This is a genomic window from Gordonia sp. i37, assembly GCF_002043085.1.
GTDB classification, from domain to species: domain Bacteria; phylum Actinomycetota; class Actinomycetes; order Mycobacteriales; family Mycobacteriaceae; genus Gordonia; species Gordonia polyisoprenivorans.
On record NZ_MVPX01000392.1, the window covers coordinates 1 to 18,184 of the forward strand.

An 18,184-nucleotide genomic window follows, 5' to 3' on the forward strand; every position below is an offset into this window, starting at 1 on the left:
CGGTGACCACCCCGACGCGACGTCGATGGAAGCTCTCGGGTTTGCCGAACAGCCGAATGTCGGTCTCCGGCACGGCAAGTGCTCGTGCGACGTTCTCGAAGCCGATCGCCTTCTCGTCGAGCTGACCGTAGATCACCGCCGACGCCCCCGGCGAGGCCAGCGTCACGTCGACCGGCAGCCCGAGGATGGCGCGTGCGTGCATCTCGAATTCGCTGAGTCGCTGGGTGGCCAGGGTGACCAGACCGGTGTCGTGCGGGCGCGGACTGACCTCGGAGAAATAGACGTCGTCGCCCTTGACGAATAGTTCGACGCCGAAAATGCCACGGCCACCGATCTTTCCGTCGCCGAGCGCGGTGGCGATCCGTGCGGCTATCGAGGTTGCGGCACCCAGCGCATCGGTGGTCATCTCGTGCGGTTGCCAGCTCTCGACGTAGTCGCCGTTGACCTGCTTGTGCCCGATCGGCGCGCAGAAGTGGGAGGTCAGTCGTCCGGTTGCCGGGTCGATGGCACGCACGGTGAGCAGTGTGATCTCGAAGTCGAAATCGACCCAACCCTCGACGATCACGCGTTCACCGGCGACGCGCCCACCCGTGGTCGCGCGCTGCCAGGCGGATTCGATGTCGGCGGCGCTCTTGAGAACGGTCTGCCCCTTACCCGACGACGACATGACCGGCTTCACCACACACGGGTAGCCGATCTGCTTGACCGCCACGGTCATCTCGTCGAGCGACCCGGCGAACAGGTACGGCGACGTCGGCAACCCGAGGTCCTCGTCGGCCAGTCGACGGATGCCCTCGCGGTTCATCGTTGCGATCACCGCCGACGCGGTCGGGATGACCTCGGCCAGCCCCTTCTTCTCGACTGTTCCGAGCGCCTCGGTCGCGATGGCCTCGATCTCGGGCACCACATAATGCGGGCGATACCTCTCCACCAGCGCGAGCACCGCGTCGCCGTCGGTCATGTCGATGACCTCGGCGTGATGGGCCACCTGGTGACCGGGAGCGTTTTCGTAGCGATCCACCGCGACCACCTCGACGCCGAGTCGCTGGAAGGCGATCACGAGTTCTTTGCCGAGTTCGCCGGCACCGAGCACCATCACCCGGGTCGCGGTCGGCGACAACGGTGTCCCGAGGATGTCGGGCGGGCCGACCGGTACGGACGCGGGCCGACGAACCGCCTGCACCTGCGTGGGCGCCTGGGCGACCGCGTCCGGCTTCTGCAATCCGACGGCGGGCTCACCCACCGGCTCGCCCCCCGGCACCGGCACCGCGACCACCGGCGCCTGCACGGACGACGACGGCGCAGATGACGACGGCGCGGACGACGACGGCAACTCCTGCGGGGACGGCGCGTCGGGACGCGAAGGCTCCTCAGAGGCGGCGCTGCTCTCGGTGTTCGAGGTCATTCTGTGGATTCTACGTGGCACCCGATCGGTGGGTCATCCACACCGCGCACGGTCGGCACCACTCGATACACGGCTGTGACCTGCGCGGACACCGGCCGACGATAGGTTCAGCCGACCACCTGATGGATGTAGCACCACCGCCAGAGTTCACCGGGTTCCGCCGAACGCATGACAGGATGCCCCGACGAGTGGAAGTGCGCGGTCGCGTGTCGGCGTGGCGAGGAGTCACAACACGCCACGTGCCCGCACTCCAGACACTTGCGCAGATGCGACCAGTGGTTCTCCCCGATGGCCATGCAGTCCTCGCACTCGTCGGTGTGTCCGGCAGCTGCGGCCGGATCGGTCGCGGGGTCGAGACCGATCTCGGCGAGTTCGGGACACCGCCCCGACGGGGTCGACGGCTGCGCCTTGGTCTCGGTGGTGCGGGAACGACGTCCTAACAGTGCCATGTGCCCATTATCGTCGCCCGGTAGGTTCAGGCGGGTGAGTGCATCACTCCTGCTGGTGGCCGCGGTATCGCTCGCGATCGCCGCCCTGTGCCGTCACTTCGGTTTGTCGGCCCCTCTGGTGTTGGTGGCGGTCGGCCTCGGGATCTGTTGGATCCCCGGGCTCCCCGACGTCGGACTCGACCCCGAGTTCGTGCTGTTCGTCATCCTGCCGCCGCTGCTGTACTCGGCCGCGCAGGACAGCTCGTATCAGGAGATCCGGGCCAACCGACGCGCCATCGGGCTGCTCGCGGTCGGGTTGCCACTGTTCTCGACGATCCTGGTAGGACTCGTTGCATGGGCTCGCATCCCCCATGTCCCGCTTGCTGCGGCGCTGGTTCTGGGTGCGGTCGTCGCTCCGCCGGACGCGGTGTCCGCGCAGGCGATCGGACGCCGCGTCGGATTGCCCCGTCGCATCATGACGCTGCTGGGCGGGGAGAGCCTGCTCAACGATGCAACCGCCCTCACCGCCCTTCGGGTCGCCCTCGCCGCGGCCATCGGCGCCACCACGACGGTGGTCAACGGCGTCTCCATGTTCCTGCTCGCCGCGGTGGGCGGTGTCGCGGTGGGGCTGGCGATCGGCTACCTGACCGCCCGCGTCCGCGACTGGCTGACCGACCCGACGATGGAAACGGCGATCGGGATCATGGTGCCCTTCGGCACCTACTTCATCGCCGAGGAACTGCATTCCTCCGGGGTGATCGCGGTGGTCACGGCCGGCCTGTTCCTCGGACAACGCTCCGTCCGACTCGGCTACGCCACCCGCATGCAGGACGACGCCGTGCGCCGATCCATCGACGCCATCCTCGAGGCGTTCGTCTTCCTGCTCATCGGTTTGCAACTGCCCGAACTGATCCGCGGGCTCTCCGGCCAGTCGTGGACACAGATCACCATCGACGCGGCCATCGTCCTCGCCGTCGTCATCGCGGTCCGCTTCCTCTGGGTGTTTCCGGCCACGTATCTGCCGCGGGTGTTCTCCCGGAAGGTTCGCGACGCCGAACCGGCACCCACGCCGAGCGCGGTGTTCGTCGTCGGATGGGCCGGGATGCGCGGCGTGGTCTCGCTCGCCGCGGCGTTCTCGATCCCGCTGTACACCGACTCCGGTGAACCGTTCCCGGCGCGCGCGGAGATCCTGTTCCTGACCTTCGTGGTGGTGGTCGGCACCCTGCTGATCCAGGGCACCACCCTGCCGTGGGTGATCCGGCGTCTCGGGGTGACCGGTGACGATCCGACCGAGGAGTTGCTCGCCTACGCCGGCGCGCAGGATCGCGCGACCCGTGAGGCCGAGAATCTGCTCGACCGCATCGAAGCCGAGATGGCACCCGATGACGTCCGTCGACATCAGATCGGGTTCTTGCGCAAATGGGTCACCACACAACGCAATACGGCGTGGGAGGACCTCGGCCGGGGTCCCGAGGCGATCGGTGAGAGTCCGAACGCCGCAGGTAATCGCATCCGACTGAAGCTGGTGCGGGTGCAGCGCAAGGTGTTCATCGAGGAGCGCGACGCCGGCCGGATCGACGACGAGGTGTTGCGCAAGGCATTGCGCCGGCTCGACTTCGCCGAGGGCCTGACCGACCGCGACGACACCTGACGAGCCCCGCGCCGTCTGACCGGTTGGTCCGCTTCATCGGCATCATCGCGATAATCCCAAGTGGGACAACTGGTTCAAACGGGATGCCTGTGACTGAAGTTGTGCCGAACCGTGATGCGACCACAACCGAATCACGGGCCGACCGGCAGTAGGTTGCCGATATGAGACGCCGGATGGCCGCGGGGGCGGCAGTACTCACATGTGCCAGCGCAGCCTGGTTGGGCCTCGCAGCGCCGGCCCACGCGTGGACCACCGGCACCGCCCACGCCGGATCCGGGACGATGAGCGGCAACACGGTCACACTCTTCGGCGTCAACAACTCACCACTGGCCGGCGGACAGGGACAGTGCAGCGCCTTCGTGTATCCGATCTCGGCCCTCGGAGCACTCGAACAAGCCGCCCAGGTCGGCACGCAACGGGCAGCGGCACGCGTACAAAACCAAGGGCCGCAGGTCGATTCGCTCAACAACCAGTACGACCAGGACATGTCGGGGGTGGGCACCCCGCTGGCCGTCGCCGACACGGTCACCGTCGGCGCGACCCCCACCACCCTGCTCACCTACCAGGGCACTGCCGCCCAGTACGCCGGATACGTCGTGTGCAGCTCCACCGCCGGACAATCCAGCGATGAGGACTACACGGCCTTCCCGGTCTCCGCCTCGGCGCCCGCCACACCCTCTCCCACCGCGCCCTCTCCCACCGCCCCGACACCGTCGACCCCGGGCCACACCGACACCGACGGCGTACTGAACTCGGCGAGCAGCTGGATGAAGTGGCTGTGGGCGTGCACCCAGTCGAGCGCCGCGACCTGTGGTAACGCCCCTGCGCTGCCGGGCCTGGCGCACTGAGCACACGGGCGCACCTGAGCATTCGGGCACGCCGGCAGCTCCGGATCGCGGGCCGTCAGGATGCTTCGGACACCGGATCGCCCACCCCGACCGCCTCGTAGACGACGGTCTCCTCGGTGCGCCCGCGGAGTGTGGCATGTTCGGCCTCGCGCCACTTCTCGCGCTCGGTCGGCCGCGCGGCCTCCACGGCACGCCCGGATGCCAACGGGTGCCGCGGATTTCGTTTGGCGAGTTCGGACAGTCGCGCACTCTCGTTGACCGGGTCGCCGATCACGGTGTATTCGAAACGCTGGATCGCGCCGACGTTGCCCGCCACGACCGGCCCATGGCTGACGCCGATGCCCGCCGACAGTTCCGGCACCTCCTCGCCGAGTCGCGTGGCGATCGTTCGGGCCGCCGCCAGGGCCGCACCGGCACAGTCCGACAACGCGATCGGCGCACCGAAGATCGCGAGCACCGCGTCGCCCTCGAATTTGTTGACCAGCCCCTTGTTCTCCTCGACGGCGGCGACGATCACCCCGAAGAAGCGATTCAGGATCTCCACCACCTCGCCGGGTGAACGCTCGGCGGCCAGCGTCGTCGAACCGATCACGTCGACGAAGACCGCGGCCACGACCTTCTCGGTACCCCCGAGTTCGGGGTCGGAGGCCAGAGCGGCCTCGGCGACCTCACGTCCGACGTGCCGACCGAACAAGTCGCGCATGTGTTCTCGTTCGCGCAGCCCGCCGACCATCAGGTTGAAACCGGCCTGCAGATCACCAAGTTCGGTGCCGTCGTAGACGACCACCTCGACGTCGTCGAGTTCCCCGGCTTCCACCCGGTGCAGCGCGGTACGCACGCTGCGGATGGGGCCGATGATGCTCAGCGACGACAACAACGTCAGGATCAGCCCGGTGGCCAGGGCCGTCACTGCCAGCACCGCGACACCGACGAACATGTCGACCTTGGACGTCTCGGGCCTGAATGCTCCGAACAACACGACCAGCAGGATGCCGGTCACCGGGATCGCCGAGCCGACGAGCCACGACACGATCGCCCGGCTGCGCACCCCGCTGCGTTTGCGTCTGCGGTATCCGGCGCTGATGAGTTCGGCGGCCACCGGCCGCAGTGAGAACTCGATCAGCAGATAGGAGTTCGCGACGACCACCACCCCGCTGAGACCGACGACGAAGATCGTCTTCGGGATCAGTTCGGGATGCGGGATGCCGTAGCAGAGGGTGAAGAAGACGACCGCACCGATCCAGAGGACCGCCTGGATGCTCACCAGGCGCCACGGGGCCCGACGGGCACGCCGCGCATCGCGTTCGGTCGGCGGCCGATCCCGGATCGCCCAACGCAGATCGCGAACGACAACGATCGTGCCCCAACCGATTCCGATCACGAACGCCCCGGCGACGTAGAGCGGCAACGCGAGGAAGTTGACCCACCAGAGATCGGGCTGGAACACCGACGGCTCCGGAATCCCCACCGACGACAACGCGATGGCGATGATCGCGCCCACCAGGTTCGCGACGACAATCGACGCGGTCAGCAGCGTCTGGATGCGTAGCCGCTGTTTGAACCCGCTCTCACTGGCCGACCCGAGCAGGATCGAGCCGTAGTCGCGCCTCCCCCGCTTCGGTGCCATGGAGCTACCCTGCCATACCCGAGTCCGTCACCGGGCTGTTGTCATATGCGGGGCAGCGCCGAGCGCGCCTTGAGCGCCAGCCAGAGTTCCATGCGGTCCTCGCCGTCGTCGAGCCTGCGCCCCGACAGCGTGGCGATGCGATCGATCCGATTGCGAACGGTGTTGCGGTGCACCGACAACCGGGCTGCCGCCGGGTCCCACGCGCCGTTGACGCGCAGCCACTCCTCGAGGGTCCGCATCAGTTCGACGCGCTCGCGCTCCTCGAGTTGATCGATCGGGGCGAGCACGGCGTCGGCGAATCCGCGGAGGAGCCGTGGCTCACCGAGCCCGATGAGCAGCTCGACGGTGCGGCCCTCGCGCGCATCGACCGGCCGACCAAGGCGTTCGCTGGCGCCCACCAGCGAGCGCGCCTGGGTCAGCGACACCGGCAACGACGCCACCGCGACCGGGGCGCCCAACCCGATCGGCGTGCCGGGAGCGATCGCGGTGAGCGTCGCGAGCAGCCCGTCGGATTCGGGGTGGGCGATCTCCACGAGCCGCCCGTGCGACCGGACGAGTCCGGCCGTCAAGGAGGATTGCAGGCGGAACAGCAACGCGTCCGCATCGTGGGGTGCGGGCGCGATCACCGCCGCGACGACGAGCGTCGTCCGCCAGCCCAAGGAGTCCGCAAGCTGTTGTGCGCGTGCCGGTTTCAGGCCAGGACGAACCAGTTGGGCGAATACCGCACCTCGGCGCTGACGTTCGGGTTGGCCGGCGACGTGGCGACGTTGCACCTCCAACGCGAGCAGCGAGACGAGCACCGTCGACGAATGCCGCGCCACCGGATTGAGTTGGGCGTCCAACACGATGAACGCCAGCGCGACACCGGAGCCGACGGTGTGGATCTCTCGCCCGGCACGCAACACCCACGACTGTCCGGGCGGTTCGCGCGAGGCGGCCACCGCCAATTCCACGGCCTCCGTACGCGCCTGCTCCGAGGCCCCGGGAGAGGCCGCGATCAGCCGGCCCACACCGTCGCAGACCACACAGTGCGCGCTCGACGCCTCGGCCCAGGTCTCCAGCAGCGCCGGCAACGGCGCGCTCGACGTGGCCACCGCGGTCAGTCGGCGATTGAGCTCCATCGCCTCCTCGAGATCGTGTCGCTGCTGGGCGGCCCGCTTCTCGAACACCCACTTGGTGATGGCGATGAAAGGCACCTCGACGGGGACCACGAGGAGCGGAACACCGATCTCGGCGGCCGCCGCACGCAGCGGCTCGGGGCAGGCGGCGTAGCGCGGGCCCAGACCCAGCACCAGGCCCGCGACACCACCGGCCCGGCAGTTGCGCACATACTCGCGACACCCTTGCTCGGTCATCTCCACCAGCAACCCGATGGTCATGAGAAGTTCCCCACCGCGCAGCCATTCGTGTGGGTCGGTCAGCTCGGAGACGTGCACCATCGTGACCTCGGCGTCGAGCGCCTCCCCTCCGGCCGCCACCTGCAGGTGGAGTTCGTCCGCTGCGGCGACCTCGCCGACGGTGATCATCGGATTCCCCTGGGCCCACTGTTGTACATATTGCCCAATCGTAATGACCGGATTGGACATTTTCGCACTGTCGGTGCAGGTCAGTGCGCCGCACTCTTGATGCACCGGCGACGACGCCACCCACCGAGTGTTCCGATCGACCCGAAAGCCCGTCATGACCCTCGATCTCCCCGCCGACGGCCCGACCGCCCGCGCCACCACCCGTCCTGCCATCGAGACCCGCTCCATCGACTACGTGCCCGACGACGAACGCCACGGCAAGGTCTCCGCACAGGGGCCGTTCTGGTTCGTCGGCAACTTCCAGCCGTTCACCCTCGCGCTGGGCTTCGTCGGCCCGGCGATGGGGTTGTCGTTGCTCTGGAGCATCGTCGCCGGCCTCGCCGGTATCGCCTTCGGCACATTGTTCATGGCGTTCCACGCCACGCAGGGCCCGGTCCTCGGGCTGCCCCAGATGATCCAGTCCCGAGCCCAATTCGGCTATCGCGGAGTGCTGTTGCCGCTGATCGGCACGCTGTTCACCTTCGTCGGCTTCAACGTCGTCGACATCGTGATCATCAAGTCCGGTCTGCAGTCCATCTTCGGCTGGAGTCCGGTGGTGGTCGCCGTCGCGATGTCGGTGATCGCCGCCGCGCTGGCCATCTTCGGCCACGACCTACTGCACCGGGCGTTCAAGGTCCTCTTCTGGATCTCGTTGCCGCTGTGGCTGATTCTCACGATCGGCATCCTGGCCGGCTCGGTGCACGGGTCCCTCGGACCGGCCGGTCCGGGCGGCTTCACCCTCGTGGCGTTCCTGGTGCAGTTCTCGGTCGCGGCGTCCTACAACATCACCTACGCCCCGTACGTGTCGGACTACTCGCGGTACCTGCCCCGGGACACGCGCCCGTCCTCGATCATCGCCTCGGTGTTCCTCGGCGCTGCCGCCTCGCCGGCGTGGCTGATCCCGGTGGGTGCGTTCCTGGCGACCTACCTCGGTGCGTCGGACGCGTTGAGCGGCATCAATGACGGTGGCAATCAGGTCATCTCGGGCCTGGGTAGCGTCCTGGCGGTGGTCGCGACCCTGGTGCTGGTGGCAACGATGGGCCTCAATGCCTACAGCGGCATGCTGACCGTGGTCACCGCGATCGACTCGGTCCGCCAGATCTCCCCGACGCGCCGGCTCCGCGTGATCACGATTCTGGTCCTGACCGTCGTGTGGCTGGCGCTGTCACTGGCGTTGACCGATGCCACCGAATCACTGAACACCGCCCTGCTGATCATGCTCTACCTGCTGGTGCCGTGGACGGCGGTGAACCTCACCGACTACTTCTTCGTCCGCCGCGGCCACTACGTCATCGCCGACCTGTTCACGCCCGCAGGCGTATACGGCCGGTGGCCCTGGCGCGGTATCGGCGCTTTCCTGATCGGCATCGCCGCCGAGATCCCGTTCATGGACCTACCGTTCTTCGTCGGGCCCGCCGCGTCGGCGATGGGCGAGGTGGACATCGCCTTCGTCGTCGGTCTGGTGGTCTCGGGCGGAGCCTACGTGCTGTTCACCCGCACCCAGGATCTCTCCGCCGAAACCCGGCTCCTCACCGGCCACCCCGACCTGTCCGACCCGGCAAGTACCGGCGAGATCCGCACCGAGATCGCCGCAGAAGAGCACAGCATGGAGGAGAACTCATGAGTGACAAAGTGATTGCCGGTCTCGACACCCAGTTCCCGGTCATCGACGGGGTGGTGGGGCAGGTCGATGCAGCACGCTTCCCCCGCTACGGCGCACCGGCCACCTTTGCCCGCCTGCCGCGTCGGGACCAGGTCGCCGATGCCGACGTGCACATCCTCGGCATCCCGTTCGACACCGGGGTCAGCTATCGGCCGGGCGCACGATTCGGCCCCGGGCACATTCGCGCATCGTCGAAGTTGTTGCGGCCCTTCAATCCCGCCCTCGGCGTGGCGCCGTTCGCACGGCAGCAGGTCGTCGATTGCGGTGACCTGTCGGTTAATCCGTTCGCCATCACCGAGGCCATCGACACCATCAGCGCCGCGGCGAGAACCCTCGGCGCCGACGGCGCCACCCCGCTGATCCTCGGCGGCGACCACACCGTCGCGCTGCCCATGCTGCGCGCGCTGCACGACCTACACGCGAAACCCGTTGCGGTACTACACTTCGATGCCCATCTCGACACCTGGAACTCCTACTTCGGTGCGCCCTATACCCACGGCACACCGTTCCGCCGGGCCAGCGAGGAAGGACTGATCGACATGGAACGCTCGATGCACGTCGGCATCCGCGGACCGCTCTACAGTGCCGCCGACCTCGACGACGACTCGGCGCTCGGGTTCGCCGTGGTACGCGCCGATGACTACGAATTCGACGGTGTGGCAAGCATTGTCGAACGGGTGCGCACGCGCCTGGCCGGTGGTCCGGTGTACGTCTCCATCGACATCGACGTCCTCGATCCAGCGCACGCACCGGGCACCGGAACCCCCGAGGCCGGCGGCCTGACCTCCCGCGAGCTGTTGAACACCCTGCGTGGCCTACGCGGCCTCGACATCGTCGGCACCGACATCGTCGAGGTCTCGCCCGCCTACGACCACGCCGAGATCACCGGTATCGCCGCCGCACATGTCGCCTACGAGATGCTGTCGATCCTCGGGCCCCGCCGCTGAAGCGGCCGGCCCACCGTCCCTGCCCTTTCCCACCTGAACGGATCCCCCATGACAACCGACACGCTCACCGCACGCGCACTCGATGCCCTCGACGCCCTGGTGGCCGCGTTCGCCGCGAATGACGAGGACGCCTACTTCGGCGCATTCGCCCCCGACGCGCAACTGGTCTTCCCCGATCAGGACCACACCGCGATCGGCGTCGCCGACTACCGGGCGCTGTGGCGTTCCTGGCGTGCCGAGGGCTGGGGTGTAGCCACGTGCGCGAGCAGCGATCGGCGCGTACTCGTCGTCGGCACCGTCGCGATCGTGACCCATCGGGTGTCGACCACGCTGGCCGACGGCACCACGCTGTCCGAACGCGAGACGGTGGCCTTCGACCTCGACGCCGACCCCGGCCCGCAGGTCGTTCACGAACACCTGTCGGCGTGAGGCGCGCCGGGTGATGTAACGCCGCGCCAGGTCGTGAGCGATCCTCACGGTATCGGCGCCATCCCTCTCGACGCCGGCTGATGGCAGGAGTGTTCATGTCCGGTTCCGACGACACCCGCACCGCGGGCGGCGACCACGACTCGTCGATCGCGGCGAACTGGATGATTCACCCACCGCAGGCGCCGACCCCGGCGCCCCGTCGTCGGCGACGCCGGTTGATCGTGGTGGCCCTCATCGCGACGTTGACGATCAGCCTGTACGTACTGAGCTCGCTGATGTCGGGCGGCAATCGGGCCTCGGCGCTGGTCGGGCACCCGGAGGTCCTACGGCCCGGCTGCACGTGGGATTCGTCGGGCAACTACGTGCAGAACTGCAAGGTGTGGTCGGCGTCGATGAACAAATACATCGTCGTTCAGATCCGCGCCTCCAACAACAGCACGCAGGGCATCTACCTGCTCGACGGGATGCGCGCGGTGGATTCGCGGTCGGCGTGGACCACCGACGTACAAGCAGCAAAGGTCTACGACTCCAGCACCAACACCACGCTGGTGATGCCCGCCGGTGGCGCGTCGTCGTTCTACACCGACTGGAACGGTCCCGCGGGCGCGAACACGACGATCAAACAGGAAACCTTCCTGACCTCGGAGCTGCCCGACTATCTGTCGCAGAACTTCGGGGTGAGCAAGACCGGCAACGCCATCGTGGGCCTGTCGATGTCGGCGGGACCTGCGGTCACCCTGGCCGAGAAGCACCCCGAACAGTTCAAGGTCGTGCAGGCCATGTCGGGCTACTACCAGCTCGACAATCCGATCGGCGCGCTCGGCGTCCTCGCCTCCCAGACCATCGTGTCGAACTACACCAACGGCATCCTCAACATGTGGGGTGCGCCGGGTAGTGCGCAGTGGGCGGCCAACGATCCGTCGCGCAACGTCGACAAGCTCAAGCAGAACGGACAGGTGCTGATCATCTCCTCGGGCAACGGCTTCCTCACGCCGGCCGAGGCCGCCAAGCTCGCACCGCAGGATCAGATCAGTGCGATGGCGTTGGAGATGCTCTCGGCGGTCTCGACGGTGCTCATGCAGTTGCAGCTCGGTCAGTCCGGGGCATCGGTGATCTCGCTGCCCAACTATGGCGGCCACGACTGGGACAACTGGGGCCGGAGCCTGACCGACGGCAAGGACGACCTGCTGAACGCCTTGCGCCAGAACCCGCCGGTGACCGACAAGGCACAGGTCGTCAATGCCACCGGAGCCACCAACACCGACGGTGTCACCGCGGCCGCGGCGAACATCCGCAAGGCGGCGAACACCACGGTGGCATTACCGGCCGTGGTGGCGAGCAGTTCGTCGGACGCAGCGGCGTCGAGTGCGTCGAGTGCGGCGTCGTCGAGTGCCGAATCGTCCGCACCGGAGAGCGCGAGTTCGTCGGCGAACACCACGACGTCGGAGGCCCCGTCGAGTGACAACCCCACCTCCGATGACGCGACCACGAGCGACTCCACCCCGACCGCCCCGTCAGCCGACTCGCAGCCGACGCTGACGACGACCACCCCGGCCTACTGACCACCACACACTGCGGCGCCGGACGTTCATCGCGTCCGGCGCCGCAGCGTGTCTGATAGGTCAGCGTGTCTGAGGTGAGCGTTCGTCAGCTCACGCGGATCATCTTCTTGTTGACGAACTCGTCGATGCCGAAACGGCCGAGTTCGCGGCCGAAACCCGAGCGCTTCACACCGCCGAACGGCAACTCGGCACCCTCGGCACCCACGGCATTGACGAACACCATGCCGGCCTCGATCTTGTCGGCCACGCGCAGCGCCTGTTCGGAGTCGGTGGTGAACACATATGAGCCCAGGCCGAACGGGATGTCGTTGGCGAGTGCGACGGCCTCGTCCTCACCGGAGACCTTGTAGACCGTGGCGACCGGACCGAACAGTTCTTCCTTGGCCACCGGCGACTCCGGATCGATACCGGTGAGCACCGCCGGGGGGAAATGCGCGCCGGAGCGTTCACCCGCGGAATCCAGTGTCGCACCGGCCTTCACGGCCTTCTCGACCTGCTCCTCGAGGCGTTCGGCGGCGGCCAGCGACGACAGCGGCGCGAGGCCTTGCGCGGTCGCCTTGACCTTCTCGGTGAACTTGCCGAGGAACTCGTCGTAGATGCTCTCATCGACGATGAACCGTTTGGCGGCGTTGCAGGCCTGCCCGGTGTTCTCGAACCGGCCGTCGACGGCCGCGGAGACGGTCGCGTCGAGATCGTCGGTGGACAGCAGGATGAACGGATCGGACCCACCGAGTTCGAGGACCACCTTCTTCAGGTTGCGACCGGCGATCTCGGCGACGGCGGCACCGGCGCGCTCCGACCCGGTCAGCGACACACCCTGCACGCGCGGGTCGGCGATGGCGTCGGCGATCTGCTCGTTGGTGGCGTAGATGTTCACATACGCGCCGGCCGGATACCCGGCGTCAAGGAAGATCTGCTGCAGCGCCGCGGCCGACTCGGGGCACTGCGGGGCATGCTTGAGCACAATTGTGTTGCCCAGCACCAGGTTCGGGCCGGCGAAGCGGGCGACCTGATAGTAGGGGTAGTTCCACGGCATGATGCCGAGCAGCACGCCGACGGCACTGCGACGGATGAACGCCGACCCCTCGCCCTCGAGCAACGTGATCGGCTCGTCGGCGAGGAACTTCTCGGCGTTGTCGGCGTAGTACTCGTAGATCGCGGCACTGAACTCGACCTCGCCGACCGACTGATCGAGCGGCTTGCCCATCTCGCGCTGGATGATCGCGGCCAGCTCGTCCTTGCGTTCGGTGTGCAACTGCGCGACCTTGCGGATGAGGTCGGCACGCTCGGCGACCGTCGAGTTCTTCGACCATGTGGCGAAGGCGTCGGCGGCGGCGTCGATCGCGGCGCCCACCTGCTCGTCGGTGGCGGTCGGATATTCCTTGACGACCTCACCGGTCGCGGGATCGGTGACGGCGTACAGGGCCATCGGAACACTCTCCTCGTTCGCAGGGCAGCCCGGATGGCGCCCACTGCTCATGAGGGTAGCCTCCGATGCAACACCGCGCTCGGGAAACCGCAGAATCGGAGACTGATTACAGAGCTATTCGCAGCAGATCCCGACTTACGCGACGGAATCCGTCAGAAAGCCACCAGCCGCCGATGCTCCCGGAGTCAGACGATGGCCCTGCGAACAACGCGAAACCGCAAGCCGCCGACGCCACCGCGCTCAGACGATGGCCCTGCGAACAATCGTCTGGTCGCGGCCCGGGCCGACGCCGATGCAGGAGATGAAGGCCCCGGAGAGTTCCTCGAGCCGCAGGATGTAGTCCTGGGCGTTGCGCGGCAGCTCGTCGAAGGTCTTGCAGTTGCTGATGTCCTCCCACCAGCCCGGCATCTCCTCGTAGATCGGCTTGGCGTGGTGAAAGCCGGTCTGGGTCATCGGCATGTCCTCCACGCGCTCGCCGTCGACCTCGTAGGCGACGCAGATGGGCACCGTTTCCAGGCTGGAGAGGACGTCGAGTTTGGTCAGGAAGTAGTCGGTGATGCCGTTGACGCGTGTCGCATAGCGAGCGATCACCGCGTCGAACCATCCGCAGCGGCGGGCGCGTCCGGTGGTGACGCCGACCTCGCCGCCGGTCTTGGCGAGGTAGGCGCCCCACTCGTCGAAGAGTTCGGTCGGGAACGGCCCCGACCCGACGCGCGTGGTGTAGGCCTTGAGGATGCCGAGCACGGTGGTGATGCGGTTGGGCCCGATCCCGGCGCCGACCGCTGCACCGCCCGCGGTCGGATTCGAGGACGTCACATAGGGATACGTGCCGTGGTCGACGTCGAGCAGGGTGCCCTGCGAGCCCTCGAGCAACACGGTCTCGCCGCGTTCGAGGGCCTGGTTGAGCAGCAGCCGGGTGTCGGCGATGCGGTGTGTGAAACCCTCGGCCTGGGCGAGGACCTCTTCGACGACCTGCTCGGGCTCGAGTGCGCGCCGATTGTAGATCTTCACCAGGATCTGGTTCTTGAGTTCGAGTGCGGCCTCGACCTTTTGGGCCAGGATCTTCTCGTCGAGGACGTCGGCCACGCGTACTCCGACACGGGCGATCTTGTCCTGATAGCAGGGGCCGATCCCACGGCCGGTGGTGCCGATCTTCTTGTTGCCCAGGAAGCGTTCGGTGACCTTGTCGATGGCCACGTGGTACGGCATCAGCAGGTGGGCGTCGGCGGAGAGCAGGAGCCCGGTGGTGTCGACGTCGCGGTCCTCGAGTCCGCCGAGTTCGGTCAGCAGCACGCCGGGGTCGACGACGACACCGTTGCCGATGACGTTGTTGACGCCGGGGGTGAGGATGCCCGACGGGATGAGGTGGAGCGCGAAGGTCTCGCCGTTCGGCAACACCACCGTGTGTCCGGCGTTGTTGCCGCCTTGGTAGCGAACCACCCACTGCAACTTGCCCCCGAGGAGATCGGTGGCCTTTCCCTTGCCCTCGTCGCCCCACTGGGCGCCGATCAGCACGATCGCGGCCATGTTCTCTTTCCGCCCTTCCGCTTGCCTTCGCAACCGGGACAACCCTACTGGTTCGGTCAGCTCGATACCCTATTCCCATGTCTTTCGCGGTCATCACGTCATCGCAGGTGTCGGCGTCGGGCCTTTCTCGCCGCGCGATCCGGGACGCGGTGGCACATCGGATCGCCGACCCCGCCGTCACCCGGCTGATCGTGGAACCCGCGGCCGAGTCCACAAGTGCCGACAGGGGGTCGTCGACCCACCCCGACGCCCACCTCGCGCAGGTCATCGCCGCTCTGATGCTCTCCGAACGCCTCGACGTCGAGGTCGCCTACGTGGCCGATCGCCCCACCGCCGCGACCCGCACGTACGGGTTGCCGCACGGGTCGGCGGCCCGCGATCTCGCCGAACACGGCGACGCCGTGGCATTGCCGCTGATCCGCGACGACGCGGCGACCGTGCTGGTGGGCGTGGCCCGGCACCTCGGCGCCGAGGGGGCGCCATTGCACGGCGAGAGCTATGTCGACAGCGTCCGACTATTCACCGGCGAGGTCCGCGGCATCCGGATCGAGCCCACCCCGCACGAGCCGGGTCTGCGGGCGCGCCTGGAGACCGGTGCGCTGGGCCGCTGGACGCGGCGAGGCCGATGGCACGACGGTCGGGCGATCCAGACCGGCGGCACCAATATCGTCGTCGAGCGGGAGGACGTGCTCACCGATCGGGTGGTCAAACGGTCCACCTACTACCGTCATCACGTGGATCTCAACCTGGTGTGCCCCCGATGACCGGCCCCGCCTTCGGCAGACGCCGCAACCCGACGATGACCGAGATGGCCCGCGCCATCCAGCCCGGCGTCGTGTTCTTCGCGCTGATCGCGGTGGCGGTGCTCGGCGGCTGGCTCGCAGCGACCGCCGGCTCCGATCGCTCGTCGGGCAAGGCGACCCTGGGTGTGATCCTGCTCGTGCTCGCGGGTTGGGTGATCTCGTTGTGTCTGCACGAGTTCGGTCATGCGGTCCCCGCCTACCGATTCGGTGACCGCGACGCCGAGTTGCGCGGATATCTGACCCTGAATCCGTTGCGCTACACCCATCCGGGGCTGTCCCTGGGGTTGCCGTTGCTCATCATCCTGTTGGGCGGCATCGGTTTTCCCGGCGGGGCGGTGTACCTCAACGAGCGTGGCTTCACCAAGGCGCAGCGCACCATCGTGTCCCTGGCCGGTCCGGCGTGCAACATTCTGCTCGCCGTCGTGCTACTCGGGGTGATCCGCGGGTTCGGTCCGTTCGTCGACAGCCCCATCGGCTTGTTCGTCACCAACCCCGACAGCATCAATCTGTGGGACGGACTGGCGATGCTCGCGTTCCTGCAGATCACCGCCGCCGTGCTGAACCTGATCCCGATGCCCGGCTTCGACGGCTACAACGCGATCGAGCCGTACCTCTCGCCGCAAACCCGGCAGAGCGCTGCCGCCGTCGCACCGTACGGCTTCCTGCTCATCTTCGCCCTGCTGTTCATTCCGCAGCTCAACAAGGCGTTCTTCGACCTGATCTTCTGGCTGTTCGAATTGTCCGGCGTCCCATCCGGTCTGGCCGGGTGGGGGTGGGACACCTTCCTGTTCTGGCGGCGTTAGGGCAGCGTTGCGACTTCGGTCGACGCCGGGTCAGCTCACCCGTTCCCAGAAGGCGCCTGTCGCCCGGATCCAGCTGCGGGTGTTGACGCCCGTGCCGATGTAGCTGCCCTGACCGCAGTCGGTGGCGGCGAACCCGCTGCGATCGGTCACGGCGCTGGTGCGGTGATAGAAGATCCGGACACCCTGTGTCTCACCGGAATTGCGGCCCGCCCCGACGCAGTCGAGTTCGAGGACCACCTTGACACCGGCCGGGCAGTTCACCGACGCCCCGGCCCAGTAGTTGTAGATACGGCAGTCCCGCGGCGATGCGGCCTGCGCATCACCCGGCGCAACGACGGCGGCGCCCAAGGCGATTCCGGACACGGCGATGCCCGTGGCGATACGTGCGGCGATGGTCATGCGAATACCTGCTCTCCTGTGGGGGCCACGTCACAAGGACATTCGTCACAATTGCGGCAATCGTTACGCCCGTCGTCATGGGGGTCGGGGTCACGGGGTCAGGATTGCGGGGTCGAGAACCCGACGAGTTCAGGACGATCGACTCGTCCGGCACGAGCGGCGGTCGCCGCCGCCGTCCCGAGGGCTGCGACGGCCAGCACGAAGCAGGCGATCGCATACGGCAGGCTGCCGGTCGGGGTGCCCGCAGCGGTGACGCCGTCGACGGCATCGAGGTAGGCCGGCAGCGCACTGATCCACAGCACCGCGAAGACGACGAGATAGAGGGCCCCGAACACCACGATGAACGGCATCGCACTGCGCGGGTCGACACCGCTGGTGCGCTGCGGATCTCGCAGGTGACGGGCGAGCACGGCCAGTCCGATCACCCAGAAGGCGGCGAGTTCGGTGGTCAGCACGATGGTCTGCGCGGTGACGTTGGGGGTGCCCTGGCCGAAGATCGCCGTGGGGATGGAGAACACCACCATGCCGATCGGCGCGCACACCCCGGTGACGACGATCCGCCATCCGAGCGAGAATCCGCGCGGTGGAGCGCCGGCCGCGCTGCTCACGCCGATCAGACGGACCGCGAGGTAGATCAACACCCCGAACGACACCGACGCGAACAGCCAGATGCTGTTCATCGGCACCGACGCCAGCATCGGGGAATTGGCCTTGTTGCCCAGATCGCTTGCGGTTCCGCCGAAGAAGGGTTCGTCGACGTTCCATGCCCACCACTTCATCTGAGGGCCGAGCTGATCGAAGATCTCGTAGAACGCCTGGTACACCAACGCCGTGCACACCGCTCCGGCCAGTGGGCCGCGGCGGGCGAACACCCCGAGGGCGCGGACGATCTCGTAGGCGAGCTGGCTGACCGCCGGATAGAACGCGACGATGTAGAGCGGCAACCGGTCGTACATGAACTGCACACTGAACACGTTGTGGGAGAACATGAAACCGACGGAGTGTTGTAGACCGAACCATTGTGGGAAGTACAGCGGCGGCTCGATGACGAACAGGTAGAGCAGCGATGCCAGCCAGATCGCCAAGTTCGTCGGATCA

General features: G+C 67.4%; 16 protein-coding genes. 8 read left to right on the forward strand and 8 right to left on the reverse strand.

The annotated features are described in order from the left end of the window. A partial coding sequence (gene purT / locus B1964_RS19285) for a formate-dependent phosphoribosylglycinamide formyltransferase (RefSeq protein ID WP_253194072.1) occupies nt 1-1,405 on the reverse strand: 1,405 nt, incomplete at its 3' end. A gap of 107 nt (nt 1,406-1,512) precedes the next feature. Then, nucleotides 1,513-1,854, reverse strand: coding sequence for a UBP-type zinc finger domain-containing protein (locus B1964_RS19295; RefSeq protein WP_006371899.1), 342 nt, complete (start codon nt 1,852-1,854; stop codon nt 1,513-1,515). Between the two features lie 34 nt (nt 1,855-1,888). On the opposite strand from B1964_RS19295, the gene B1964_RS19300 reads away from it, so the two are divergent. Both B1964_RS19300 and B1964_RS19305 read left to right on the forward strand, forming a co-directional pair. Next, nucleotides 1,889-3,484: a Na+/H+ antiporter gene (locus B1964_RS19300; protein ID WP_006371898.1), complete on the forward strand. Its 1,596-nt coding sequence runs from the start codon at nt 1,889-1,891 to the stop codon at nt 3,482-3,484. 161 nt (nt 3,485-3,645) lie between these two features. Then, nucleotides 3,646-4,332, forward strand: a complete 687-nt coding sequence (locus tag B1964_RS19305) for a hypothetical protein (protein ID WP_253194073.1) — start codon at nt 3,646-3,648, stop codon at nt 4,330-4,332. Nucleotides 4,333-4,387: 55 nt separating this feature from the next. Here the strand turns inward: B1964_RS19305 and B1964_RS19310 are convergent, their stop codons facing one another. Together B1964_RS19310 and B1964_RS19315 are read right to left on the reverse strand one after the other, a co-directional pair. Next, entirely contained in the window at nt 4,388-5,959 is a 1,572-nt protein-coding gene (locus B1964_RS19310; RefSeq protein ID WP_079930915.1) for an adenylate/guanylate cyclase domain-containing protein, read from the reverse strand. 41 nt (nt 5,960-6,000) lie between these two features. Continuing rightward, entirely contained in the window at nt 6,001-7,485 is a 1,485-nt protein-coding gene (locus B1964_RS19315) for a PucR family transcriptional regulator (protein WP_079930925.1), read from the reverse strand. A gap of 154 nt (nt 7,486-7,639) precedes the next feature. Here B1964_RS19315 and B1964_RS19320 point away from each other — a divergent pair, with 154 nt between their 5' ends. From B1964_RS19320 to B1964_RS19335, 4 genes are all read left to right on the forward strand, one after another. Then, entirely contained in the window at nt 7,640-9,148 is a 1,509-nt protein-coding gene (locus B1964_RS19320) for a cytosine permease (protein ID WP_079930916.1), read from the forward strand. Beyond that, complete coding sequence (gene speB / locus B1964_RS19325) at nt 9,145-10,134, forward strand: agmatinase (RefSeq protein WP_079930917.1); 990 nt, start codon at nt 9,145-9,147, stop codon at nt 10,132-10,134. Before B1964_RS19320 ends, speB begins: the two co-directional genes overlap by 4 nt. Before the next feature lie 48 nt (nt 10,135-10,182). Further along, complete coding sequence (locus B1964_RS19330) at nt 10,183-10,563, forward strand: nuclear transport factor 2 family protein (RefSeq protein ID WP_079930918.1); 381 nt, start codon at nt 10,183-10,185, stop codon at nt 10,561-10,563. A gap of 95 nt (nt 10,564-10,658) precedes the next feature. Next, on the forward strand, nt 10,659-12,125 hold the full coding sequence (locus B1964_RS19335; RefSeq protein WP_079930926.1) for an alpha/beta hydrolase family protein: 1,467 nt from the start codon (nt 10,659-10,661) through the stop codon (nt 12,123-12,125). Nucleotides 12,126-12,210: 85 nt separating this feature from the next. Here B1964_RS19335 and B1964_RS19340 read toward each other — a convergent pair whose 3' ends face one another. Both B1964_RS19340 and B1964_RS19345 read right to left on the reverse strand, forming a co-directional pair. Next, nucleotides 12,211-13,554 carry an NAD-dependent succinate-semialdehyde dehydrogenase gene (locus B1964_RS19340; protein ID WP_079930919.1) on the reverse strand — a complete coding sequence of 448 codons (1,344 nt, stop codon included), beginning with the start codon at nt 13,552-13,554 and terminating at the stop codon, nt 12,211-12,213. Nucleotides 13,555-13,794: 240 nt separating this feature from the next. Further along, nucleotides 13,795-15,081 (reverse strand): adenylosuccinate synthase, encoded by a 1,287-nt coding sequence (locus B1964_RS19345; RefSeq protein WP_079930920.1) that lies wholly within the window; start codon nt 15,079-15,081, stop codon nt 13,795-13,797. Between the two features lie 77 nt (nt 15,082-15,158). Between B1964_RS19345 and B1964_RS19350 the strand changes: the two genes are divergently transcribed. Next, nucleotides 15,159-15,845 (forward strand): hypothetical protein, encoded by a 687-nt coding sequence (locus B1964_RS19350; RefSeq protein ID WP_079930921.1) that lies wholly within the window; start codon nt 15,159-15,161, stop codon nt 15,843-15,845. Next, nucleotides 15,842-16,687 (forward strand): site-2 protease family protein, encoded by an 846-nt coding sequence (locus B1964_RS19355; RefSeq protein WP_079930922.1) that lies wholly within the window; start codon nt 15,842-15,844, stop codon nt 16,685-16,687. The genes B1964_RS19350 and B1964_RS19355 overlap by 4 nt, the downstream gene beginning before the upstream one ends. A 30-nt stretch (nt 16,688-16,717) precedes the next feature. On the opposite strand, the gene B1964_RS19360 is transcribed toward B1964_RS19355, so the two are convergent. Next, nucleotides 16,718-17,086 (reverse strand): hypothetical protein, encoded by a 369-nt coding sequence (locus B1964_RS19360; protein ID WP_079930923.1) that lies wholly within the window; start codon nt 17,084-17,086, stop codon nt 16,718-16,720. Between the two features lie 98 nt (nt 17,087-17,184). Further along, the coding region (locus B1964_RS19365; protein WP_079930924.1) for a hypothetical protein at nt 17,185-18,184 on the reverse strand (1,000 nt) is incomplete at its 5' end.

Coding starts and splice junctions, on each gene's coding strand:
- speB (WP_079930917.1), top strand. CDS start 9,145: ATGAGTGACAAAGTGATTGCCGGTCTCGACACCCAGTTCCCGGTCATC.
- B1964_RS19330 (WP_079930918.1), top strand. CDS start 10,183: ATGACAACCGACACGCTCACCGCACGCGCACTCGATGCCCTCGACGCC.
- B1964_RS19355 (WP_079930922.1), top strand. CDS start 15,842: ATGACCGGCCCCGCCTTCGGCAGACGCCGCAACCCGACGATGACCGAG.
- B1964_RS19295 (WP_006371899.1), bottom strand. CDS start 1,854: ATGGCACTGTTAGGACGTCGTTCCCGCACCACCGAGACCAAGGCGCAG.
- B1964_RS19340 (WP_079930919.1), bottom strand. CDS start 13,554: ATGGCCCTGTACGCCGTCACCGATCCCGCGACCGGTGAGGTCGTCAAG.
- B1964_RS19310 (WP_079930915.1), bottom strand. CDS start 5,959: ATGGCACCGAAGCGGGGGAGGCGCGACTACGGCTCGATCCTGCTCGGG.
- B1964_RS19335 (WP_079930926.1), top strand. CDS start 10,659: ATGTCCGGTTCCGACGACACCCGCACCGCGGGCGGCGACCACGACTCG.
- B1964_RS19320 (WP_079930916.1), top strand. CDS start 7,640: ATGACCCTCGATCTCCCCGCCGACGGCCCGACCGCCCGCGCCACCACC.
- B1964_RS19345 (WP_079930920.1), bottom strand. CDS start 15,081: ATGGCCGCGATCGTGCTGATCGGCGCCCAGTGGGGCGACGAGGGCAAG.
- B1964_RS19350 (WP_079930921.1), top strand. CDS start 15,159: ATGTCTTTCGCGGTCATCACGTCATCGCAGGTGTCGGCGTCGGGCCTT.
- B1964_RS19360 (WP_079930923.1), bottom strand. CDS start 17,086: ATGACCATCGCCGCACGTATCGCCACGGGCATCGCCGTGTCCGGAATC.
- B1964_RS19315 (WP_079930925.1), bottom strand. CDS start 7,485: ATGATCACCGTCGGCGAGGTCGCCGCAGCGGACGAACTCCACCTGCAG.
- B1964_RS19305 (WP_253194073.1), top strand. CDS start 3,646: ATGAGACGCCGGATGGCCGCGGGGGCGGCAGTACTCACATGTGCCAGC.